Genomic DNA, 8,959 nt, shown 5'->3' with positions numbered 1-8,959 from the left:
GCGCGCATCGACCTCGCGCTGCGTGCCGGGCGCATGCCCGATTCGACGTATGTCGCGCGGCGGCTGTGCAGCTTCGCGTGGATCCTGTGCGCGGCGCCGGCCTACCTGCACCGCCACGGCACGCCGCAGCTGCCGAGGGAGTTGCTGGCGCACCAGTGGATCGTGCTGTCACGCGACGGCACGGCGCTGTCGTTCGAGATGCGGCGCGGCGAGGGCGAGCATGAGTCGCTGCGGCTGGAGGCGCGCATCACCAGCAACAACCAGCTGAGCCTGCAGCAGATGTGCCTGGYCGGGCTGGGCATCGCGCTGCTGACGCGGGCGGATGTGGACGACGACCTGCGCGCGGGGCGCTTGGTGCAGCTGATGCCGGAGTGGCAGGTGCCGGGGATTCCGGTGTGGGCGGTGACGCCGCAGCGGGATGGGCAGCCGGCGAAGGTGCGGCATGCGGTGGCGGCGTTGGAGGCTTACCTGGAAGCGGTTCCGGGTGCCTCCGTCTGAGAGGGCCGTTGATTCACCGTTCGGATGAACACATCGTGGATCGAAGCGCGGGTCTTGGTGACCAAGGCTCCGGGCCGCCCTTGCCCGACAGGTTGGGCGATTGATTTGCGGTTCGCAGTAACTGAGTAGTACGAATATGAATGTTGGCAAGAAATGGCACGTGGCTGCGGCGATTGTGAATACTGGTTCAATGTGGATGGGAGGAGTTCGTGGGGCGCAGGTCAAGAATCTGTGGCAGCGTATGCGAGGGCATACTGAAAGGGCCAAACAAGAGGTTCAATCAAAGACAGAATTTTCAGCGACATCGGGTTTTTCTGGGGTATTGTTTCAAGAAATGCAGAGGGCTCTGCAGAAAATTGACACCCAGCAAATGATGGAACCGGCCCTGGCCGATGTTCTGAGTTGGGATGTCGACGAGCTTGACGATCACCTGAGTGGCAACGGCTGCCTGCGTAGTTTCTCGACGATTATCTCGAGTGCGACGGAGCTTGCGAAAGGATCAAATGAAGAAAATTGCTCCAGTGAGCGGCTCGCTGCGATAGGAGCCTTGAACAGGTTCTACTCGGAAAACAGGAGAGGATTGACTGCCATCAGCTCCGATTCAACCCGCGGCGTTAAGCCCAGCGACGCCGACTGTCAGAAGTACGCGGCGTTGGTCCGACAAGGTCTTGAATTGATGCGGGCTGTCGTGTCGAGCCCCGATCTGGAGTAGTTCCGAGAAGGGCGGGGTCAGGGAATCAACACCGCGCGATTGACATGGCGAATATCGGTCCTCCCACAAAACGCCATCGTCGTATCCAGCTCCTTCGCGATGATCTGAAGCGCCTTCGTCACCCCGGCCTCGCCCATGGCACCCAGGCCGTAGATGAAGGCGCGGCCGATCATCGTGCCCTTGGCGCCGAGCGCGACGGCCTTCAGCACGTCCTGGCCGGAGCGGATCCCGCCGTCCATCCAGACCTCGATGCGTGACCCCACCGCGTCGACGATGCCCGGGAGGGCCTCGATCGACGACAAGGCGCCATCGAGCTGCCGCCCGCCGTGGTTCGACACGATCAGCGCATCGGCGCCCGAGTCGGCCGCGAGCCGGGCGTCTTCCGCATCCAGGATCCCCTTCAGGATCAGCTTGCCGCCCCAGCGCTTCTTGATCCATTCCACATCGGCCCAGCTCAGCGTCGGGTCGAACTGGTCGGCCGTCCACGAGCCCAGCGACGACATGTCGGCCACGCCCTTCACATGGCCGACGATGTTGCCGAAGGTGCGCCGCTTCGTCCCCAGCATCGCCATGCACCACTGCGGCTTGGTCGCCCATGCACCACGGTTGGCGATCGTCGGCTTCGGCGGTGCCGACAAGCCGTTCTTCAGGTCCTTGTGCCGCTGCCCGAGGATCTGCAGGTCCAGCGTCAGCACCAGCGCGCCGCACTTCGCGGCCTTGGCACGGTCGATCAGCCGCTCGACGAAATCCCGGTCCTTCATCACGTAGAGCTGGAACCAGAACGGCGCCTTGGTGTTCGCGGCCACGTCCTCGATCGAGCTGATGCTCATCGTCGACAGCGTGAACGGCACGCCGAACTTCTCGGCCGCGCGCGCCGCCAGGATCTCGCCGTCGGCATGCTGCATGCCGCACATGCCGATCGGCGCCAGCGCCACCGGCATCGCGACGTCGACACCGATCATCTGCGTGCGCAGCGAACGGTTGGCCAGGTTGACGGCCACGCGCTGGCGCAGCTTGATCTTCTGGAACTCGCTCTCGTTGGCGCGGTAGGTGCCCTCGGTGTACGAGCCGGAGTCGGCGTAGTCGTAGAACATGCGCGGCACGCGCTTCTCGGCGAGCACGCGGAGGTCTTCGATGCAGGTGATCACGGGCATGGAGGGTCCTGAAATCCGGGGTAGTTCTCCGTTCGCACTGAGCTTGTCGAAGTGCCGGCGAGGTGCGCTGGCTTCGACAGGCTCAGCCCGAACGGAGGTGGGCGAGCGCCCGCCATGCTAGTCGGGTGTGGCGCTTGCTCGATCGGAAAGATCTTCCGGACTAACCCGACACCAACGCTCGCGCCTCGGCGAATGCTTCGTTCGCCACCGCGCCGCAGGTCTCGCGCAGCCACTGCGCAAACTCCGCCGCCGCGCCGTCGGCCGCATGCGGCAGCAGCCGGTATTGCCGCGTGGGCGTCGTCGCCAGTGCAAACAGCGGCCGCAACGCGCCACTCGCCAGCCACGGCCGCGCGAGGCTCGGCCTTGCCAGCACCACGCCCTGGCCGCTGACGGCCGCCTCCAGCGTCAGCCCCAGGTCGACCAGCTTCGTGCCCTGCGTCGGCTCGCCCCAGTCCAGGCCCGCCGCGCGGAACCACGGCGTCCACGGCTCGATCGGCGTGCGCAGCAAGGGCGCGTTGGCCAGGTCGGCCGGCGTGCGCAGCGGCGCCAGCCGCGCGATCAGCGAGGGCGCCGCCATCGCCATCACCACGTCGTGCATCAGCGGCGGTGCCTCGCCCATCGCATCGTCGAGGTGGCGCACCTCGATGTCGGCCTCGCTGCCCACCACGTCGAGGAACGGGATCGACAGCACGATCTCCAGTTCGACCCGCGGATGCGCTTCGGTGAACTGCTGCAGGTGCGGCACCAGGATCTGCCGCGCGAACGTGGGCGGCGCCGTGATGCGCAGCCGCTGCACCTGCTGCGCGGCACGCTGGTGCAGCGGCACCGCGGCCAGCAGGCCGAGCGCGGTCGAGACCTGGGCCAGGTACTCCTTGCCCGCCGGAGTCAGCACCAACGCCYGCGCAGAGCGCGTCAGCAGCGGCGTGCCGAGCAGTTCCTCCAGCGTCGCGATGCGCTTGCCGACCGCGCTCGCCGTCACATGCAGCTCATCGGCCGCGCGCTCGAAGCTGCCCAGGCGGGCCGCGCACTCGAAGGCGCGCAGGCCGTCGATCGACGGGTAGCGGAGGTCGGGCAGGCTCATGAAGCGCGATGATAGGCCGCTCGCCTGCACATCGAATTCGTTCGTTGACAAACGAATTCATTTGAATACACTGGGCCGCAACAGAACGACTGCGAAGGAAGCGTCATGGTGAGAACCTCGTCCATGGAGCCGGTGTCCGCGCGATTGCCCGGCGACATCTACCTCTGGCTGGCCGGCCTGGAAATCGAAGGCGCGCCCACCAACAGCGACAAGGTGCGGGTGCTGCTGTCCCAGTTGAAGCGCCAGTACGACGGTGCCTTCGATTACGCCGCGGCCCATGCCTGGGTGCGCGACCTGATGGGCGGCCTGCGCGACGGCCTGGTGGCGGCCGAGCGCGAATCCGGCCGACACTCCGACCTGCTGGCCGCCTCGCTGGAGCAGCTGACTTCCACGCTCGCGCTGGTGGTGTCGTCGCGCCCCGCCAATGCCGGCGAGGCGCGCGCACTGGAAGATGCGCTGGTGCGCCGCCTGTTCGCGATGGCCAATGGCCTGCTGCGCCAGGGCGCGACCAGCGAGGCATCGGCTTTCGATCCCGGCGTGGTGCGGCGACACTGGAAGAGCACGCTCGAACTCGCCCAGCTTCTCAACGACAAGCAAGGAGGTCCCCATGGCTGATTCCCTGAAGGCGCGCGTCGGCCGCGTCATCGTCGGCAGTGCCCATGCACTGCTCGACCGGCTCGAAGGCACCGCCCCCGAGGCGATGATGGAGCAGGCCCTGCGCGAGATCGACAAGGTGGTCGACGAGGTGCGCCACGAGCTGGGCACCGCCGCGGCCAACCGCCACCTGGCGCAGCAACAGCACGCGCTGCTGAACCGCCGCCACACCGAGCTGTCGGCCCACATCGACGAGGCGATCGCACAGTCGCGCGAGGACCTGGCCCGCGTCGCGGTGGCGCGCCAGCTCGACATCGAGGCCCAGATCCCGGTGCTCGAACGCTCGCTGGCCGAACTGTCCGGCGAAGAGACCGAACTCACCGGCTATGTCAACGCGCTGCTCGCCAAGCGCCGCGAGATGACCGAGGCGCTGCAGAACTTCCGCGCCTCGCGCAAGGCGGTGGCCGGCGGCACGGCGCATGCCGCCACCACGCGCAGCAGCGAGCGCAGGGTCGAGGCGGCCAGCTCGGCCTTCGACCGCATCTACCAGCGCGAGACCGGCCTGTCGCCGGCCGCCGCCGGTACCTCGATCGAGCATGCCGCGCGACTGAAGGAGCTGGAGGACATGGTGTTGAACAACCAGATCGAGGAGCGCCTGATGAAGCTGAAGGCGGCCCAGGCATGAACCTCCTGACGGCACAGCAGACCGTGCCCTTCGGCGCGGCCTTCGTGGTGATGCTCGGTCTCGCGGTGCTGGAGCTGGTCGGCCTGCTGTCGTCGTTCAGCCCGAGCGAGTGGATCGACCACTCGCTGCTGCCCGAGCCCAACTCCGACGCCGGCCTGGACGGCGTGCTGGGCTGGCTGCACCTGGGCAAGGTGCCGACGCTGATCCTGCTGGTGCTGCTGCTGGCCGGTTTCTCGATCTGCGGCTACCTGGTGCAGATGCTGGCCTCGGGCGTCAGCGGCGCCTACCTGCCGGGCCTGGTCGCCTCGCTGCCGGCCGGCGCCGGCGCCATCGCGGCGGTGCGCCTGCTCGGCGGCGCGCTCGGGCGGATCATCCCGCGCGACGAAAGCTCCATCGTCAGCGAACGCGAGTTCATCGGCCGGGTCGCCACCATCACCAGCGCGTCCACCCGCGAAGGGCTGGCCTCGCAGGCGCGGCTGCGCGATGCGCACGGCCGGGCCCATTTCCTCCTGGCCGAACCCGACGTGGCCGGCCTGGTGCTGGCCGACGGCATGGAGGTGCTGGTGGTGTCGCGCGTCGGCAGTATCTACAGAGTGATCGCAAACCCGCACCCGACGCTGATGTAGCGTGCGGGGCACCCACAACGTTTCGGATCCATCGAGGAGGAGGTCGTGATGAACAGTCTGATCGAGATCGGCGTGCTCGCCGCCATTGCGCTGCTGGCGATCGTGCTGATCGGCCTGGTGCTGGCGCGGCTCTACAAGCGCTCCACCAAGGAAACCGCGTTCGTTCGCACCGGCCTGGGCGGCCAGAAGGTCATCATGGACGGCGGCGCCATCGTGCTGCCGGTGTTCCATGAGCTGGTGATGGTGAACATGAACACGCTCAAGCTCGAGGTGCTGCGCCGCGAGCGCGAGAGCCTGATCACGAAAGACCGCATGCGCGTCGACGTGATCGCGGCGTTCTTCGTGCGCGTCAAGCAGACCGCCGAGGCGATCAGCACCGCGGCCCAGACGCTGGGCGCGCGCACGCTGAGCCCGAACGAGCTGAAGGCGCTGGTCGAGGACAAGTTCGTCGATTCGCTGCGCGCGACCGCCGCGACCATGACCATCCAGGAGCTGCAGGACAAGCGCCGCGAGTTCGTCCAGGCGGTGCAGAACGCGGTGGCCGAAGACCTCGAGAAGAACGGGCTCGAGCTCGAGTCCGTCTCGCTGACCAGCCTGGACCAGACCGACAAGCAGTTCTTCAACCCGAACAATGCCTTCGACGCCGAGGGCCTGACGCGCCTGACCGAGCAGACCGAGTCGCGCCGCAAGCAGCGCAACGACGTCGAGCAGGACACCGAGATGCAGGTGCGCACCAAGAACCTCGATGCATCGCGCCAGAAGCTGCTGATCGAGAAAGACCAGGAGTTCGCGACGCTGACCCAGCAGCGCGAGATCGAGATCGCGCGTGCCGAGCAGATGGCGCAGATCGCGCAGCAGCAGGCCGAGCGCAGCCGCGAGGCCGAGACGGTGAAGATCGAGGCGGAGCGCCAGGTGAGCCAGAAGCGCATCGTCGCCGAGCGCGAGATCAAGGCGGCCGAGATCGAGAAGAACCTCGCCGTGCAGACGCGCACCATCGAGAGCGAGCGCCAGACCGAGGTGCAGCGCGCCGAGCAGCGCAAGCAGGTCGAGATCGCGCGCCAGGACACGCAGATCGCGATCGCCAACAAGTCGCGCGAGCAGTCCGACGCCGATGCCGCGGCCAACGCGGCGCGCGCCGAGGCGGTGAAGTCGGAAGAAGGCGTGACGACGGCGCGCGAGGTCGCGGTGGCCGAGCGCCTGAAAGAGATCGAGCTGATCGAGGCCGACAAGAATGCCCAGCAGAAGGCGATCGCGGTGAAGGTGGCTGCCGCGGCCGAAAAGGACGCGACGGTCGATCGCGCCGAGGCGATCCGCATCGAGGCCGCGGCGCGCCAGGCGGCGGCGCTGGCCGAGGCCGAGGGGCGGCGCGCGTTGAACGACGCGCTGAACACGCTGTCGTCGGCCCAGATCGACCTGCAGGTGCGCATGCAGCTGTTGCAGCAGCTGCCGCACATCATTGCGCAGGCGGTCAAGCCGATGGAGCAGATCGAGTCGATCCGCATCTTCCAGGTCAACGGCCTGGGCCAGGGCGGCGAGGGGGGCGGCGCGGCAGGATCGGCTCAGGCCGGCGGCGGTGGTACCGGTACTGGCACCGCCACCTTCCCTGAACAGGTCGTCAACTCGGCACTGCAGTACCAGATCGCCAAGCCCATCATCGACGCGGTGATGAAAGACGCCGGCCTGAACAACCAGGGCATCACCGGCATCAGCGAGTCGATCGCCGCGATGCTGCCGCCGACGCGGCACGCCGACACCGCGTCGTGAGGTCGGTGGCGGTCAGGCGCCGCGCCGCTTGCGCGGCACGAAGTTGAGCTTGCCACCGGCCTTCAGCGCCTCGGCCGTCACCTGCACCGGCTGTGCCGGCTGGTCCTGCAGCTGGTCGGGGTGCCACAGCACGAGTTGCGCCGCGCCCTCGGGCACGTTGTCGATGCGGGCGATGCCGTTCTCGTCGGTCTTCGCGAACCACGGCGTGTCGGTCACGTACACCTGCCCGCGCATCGACGCATGCAGGTGGCAGCCCAGCCCGATCGGGCCGGCCGTCTCGACCTTGATGTCGGCCTGCGAGCTGCCGGTCTTCTTGCCGCGCGGTGCGGTGGGCCTGTCGTCGCCGTACTCGGAAACGCGGCCACCAGCCGCCGGCGCCGACTCCGCGGCATCCAGCCGGATCTCGAAGCTCTTCACCGCCGGCATGCTGCCCAGCGGCCCGCTCGGCACCGAGCGCACGTGGTGGTCGTAGCTGTCGCGGTTCAGGAAGCGCAGCGTCGTGCCGRCCGGCACCACCGTCAGGAAGGGCGCGAAGCGCAGGTTCTCCTGCGCGATCACGACCGGCGCCGCCGGCGGCTTCAGCAGCGGCTTGATCGCCGGCTCGATCAGCACGACGGTGTCGATGGCCGGCTTGCCGTCGGCATCGGTCACGAGGACCTGCACGCTGGCGGCCTGCGCGTCCAGCGCGAGGAGGGTGGTCAGGGCGAGCGCGAGGGCGCGCAGGGTCGGGTGGGAAGCGGTCATGGTGTGCTGCAGTGTCGTGGTCATGGGTGGTGGGGTTCAGGGTGTGTTGATGATGTCGCGGTGCATCGGCGCCAGGTTGGCGAGCAGCTTGTTCTGCGTGGTGAACGCGATGCCTTGCGCCTGCAYCGCCTGCTGCAGCACCTCGACCAGCGCGTTGAAGTTGTTCTTGTTGATGTCCATGCCGGCGTGCGCCTGCTTCATGTCCGGGCCCTTGCGCCGGCACGGGCCGCCGGCGACCTCGCAGAACTGCGTGACCAGCTCGGCCTTCACGTGGGCCTGGTCGACATCCTTGAAGAAGGGGTTCATCCGCGGGTCGGCCAGCAGCCGGACCATGAAGTCGTCGACCAGCTTCACGAGGCCGGGCTGCGCGCCGAGCTGCTGGTAGAGCGCGTCGTCGGCGGGTGGGGTGGTGGCGGTCTGGGCGTGGGCGCCGCCGGCCGCGAGCGCCGCGCCGAGCAGCAGCGCACGGGCCAGCGTGGAAAGGATGCGGGTCATCGTGGGTCTCCTGGCAGGGATCAGAACGCGATCTGCGCCGATACATACGCGCCGCTCTGCCGGCGCGTCACGACGCCCGGCACGATCTTGCCGAGGTCGACGTACGCGGCGGTCAGCGAGAAGTTCTTGCACGGCGCCCACGCGATGAACACATCGGCCCAGTCGTCCTCCTTCAGCGCGCCGGCGCCGAGTGCGGCGTTGTCGCGCAAGTTGTCGGGCTTCGATCGGTATTCGATGCCGGCCGCGATGTTCCTGCTGAACAGGTACGCCAGCGAGAACTCGGGCTGCAGCCGGTAGCTGTCGTGGTCGGTCGCGCCGAAGCCGAGCAGGCCGTTCTGGTTGGCCTTGGTGGCGCGCAGCGTCAGGTTGGCGAGCACGCCCTGCGCGAGGAACAGCTTGGTCGCGCTGAGGTAGACATCGGTGCCGCTGTCCTTGGCGCCGAACGCGGTGAGCACGTCGGCCAGCGGCCCGGAATGGGCCTTCTTGTACTGCAGGCCGACGGCGAGCTGCGGCATCCAGCTGTCGCTGTCGAGCACCGCATCGCCGGCCACGCGCACTTTCAGGCCGACGATGTCCTGCTTCTTTCAGGCCGACGATGTCCTGCTT

At 67.9% G+C, this 8,959-nt stretch carries 11 protein-coding genes; 6 read left to right on the top strand and 5 right to left on the bottom strand.

Features of this window, described 5'->3' with window-relative positions; translation table 11 throughout:
• The coding region (locus tag AC1D12_RS16355) for a substrate binding domain-containing protein (RefSeq protein WP_477841547.1) at positions 1–498 on the top strand (498 nt) is incomplete at its 5' end.
• A 136-nt stretch (positions 499–634) separates the two neighbouring features.
• A complete protein-coding gene (locus tag AC1D12_RS16350; RefSeq protein WP_477841546.1) occupies positions 635–1,210 on the top strand; it encodes a hypothetical protein in 576 nt (191 codons plus the stop codon).
• A 17-nt stretch (positions 1,211–1,227) separates the two neighbouring features.
• Here the strand turns inward: AC1D12_RS16350 and AC1D12_RS16345 are convergent, their stop codons facing one another.
• Positions 1,228–2,364 carry an alpha-hydroxy acid oxidase gene (locus AC1D12_RS16345; RefSeq protein ID WP_477841544.1) on the bottom strand — a complete coding sequence of 379 codons (1,137 nt, stop codon included), beginning with the start codon at positions 2,362–2,364 and terminating at the stop codon, positions 1,228–1,230.
• Positions 2,365–2,524: 160 nt separating this feature from the next.
• On the bottom strand, positions 2,525–3,445 hold the full coding sequence (locus tag AC1D12_RS16340; RefSeq protein WP_477841542.1) for a LysR substrate-binding domain-containing protein: 921 nt from the start codon (positions 3,443–3,445) through the stop codon (positions 2,525–2,527).
• 105 nt (positions 3,446–3,550) lie between these two features.
• On the opposite strand from AC1D12_RS16340, the gene AC1D12_RS16335 reads away from it, so the two are divergent.
• From AC1D12_RS16335 to AC1D12_RS16320, 4 genes are read left to right on the top strand one after another with little or no spacing between them, the layout of a single operon-like run.
• Positions 3,551–4,060 carry a hypothetical protein gene (locus tag AC1D12_RS16335; RefSeq protein WP_477828974.1) on the top strand — a complete coding sequence of 170 codons (510 nt, stop codon included), beginning with the start codon at positions 3,551–3,553 and terminating at the stop codon, positions 4,058–4,060.
• Positions 4,053–4,724, top strand: a complete 672-nt coding sequence (locus tag AC1D12_RS16330; protein ID WP_477841540.1) for a PspA/IM30 family protein — start codon at positions 4,053–4,055, stop codon at positions 4,722–4,724. Before AC1D12_RS16335 ends, AC1D12_RS16330 begins: the two co-directional genes overlap by 8 nt.
• Positions 4,721–5,350: a YqiJ family protein gene (locus AC1D12_RS16325; RefSeq protein WP_477841538.1), complete on the top strand. Its 630-nt coding sequence runs from the start codon at positions 4,721–4,723 to the stop codon at positions 5,348–5,350. The genes AC1D12_RS16330 and AC1D12_RS16325 overlap by 4 nt, the downstream gene beginning before the upstream one ends.
• 48 nt (positions 5,351–5,398) lie before the next feature.
• Entirely contained in the window at positions 5,399–7,114 is a 1,716-nt protein-coding gene (locus tag AC1D12_RS16320; RefSeq protein ID WP_477841536.1) for a flotillin family protein, read from the top strand.
• A gap of 12 nt (positions 7,115–7,126) precedes the next feature.
• Here the strand turns inward: AC1D12_RS16320 and AC1D12_RS16315 are convergent, their stop codons facing one another.
• From AC1D12_RS16315 to AC1D12_RS16305, 3 genes are read right to left on the bottom strand one after another with little or no spacing between them, the layout of a single operon-like run.
• A complete protein-coding gene (locus tag AC1D12_RS16315) occupies positions 7,127–7,882 on the bottom strand; it encodes a cupredoxin domain-containing protein (protein ID WP_477841534.1) in 756 nt (251 codons plus the stop codon).
• A gap of 12 nt (positions 7,883–7,894) precedes the next feature.
• Positions 7,895–8,353, bottom strand: a complete 459-nt coding sequence (locus AC1D12_RS16310) for a group I truncated hemoglobin (protein WP_477841532.1) — start codon at positions 8,351–8,353, stop codon at positions 7,895–7,897.
• Positions 8,354–8,373: 20 nt separating this feature from the next.
• Positions 8,374–8,925, bottom strand: coding sequence for a DUF3034 family protein (locus tag AC1D12_RS16305; protein WP_477841549.1), 552 nt, complete (start codon positions 8,923–8,925; stop codon positions 8,374–8,376).
• Between the last annotated feature and the right edge of the window lie 34 nt (positions 8,926–8,959).

This window comes from Rhizobacter sp. P1_G5, assembly GCF_056405435.1.
Note: the sequence above shows the minus strand (reverse complement) of the source record. Positions and strands in the feature narration are given on the sequence as shown.

What these genes read in the sequence shown, in the direction of transcription:
- AC1D12_RS16350 (WP_477841546.1), top strand. Translation starts at nt 635, where the DNA reads ATGAATGTTGGCAAGAAATGGCACGTGGCTGCGGCGATTGTGAATACT.
- AC1D12_RS16325 (WP_477841538.1), top strand. Translation starts at nt 4,721, where the DNA reads ATGAACCTCCTGACGGCACAGCAGACCGTGCCCTTCGGCGCGGCCTTC.
- AC1D12_RS16330 (WP_477841540.1), top strand. Translation starts at nt 4,053, where the DNA reads ATGGCTGATTCCCTGAAGGCGCGCGTCGGCCGCGTCATCGTCGGCAGT.
- AC1D12_RS16345 (WP_477841544.1), bottom strand. Translation starts at nt 2,364, where the DNA reads ATGCCCGTGATCACCTGCATCGAAGACCTCCGCGTGCTCGCCGAGAAG.
- AC1D12_RS16320 (WP_477841536.1), top strand. Translation starts at nt 5,399, where the DNA reads ATGAACAGTCTGATCGAGATCGGCGTGCTCGCCGCCATTGCGCTGCTG.
- AC1D12_RS16335 (WP_477828974.1), top strand. Translation starts at nt 3,551, where the DNA reads ATGGTGAGAACCTCGTCCATGGAGCCGGTGTCCGCGCGATTGCCCGGC.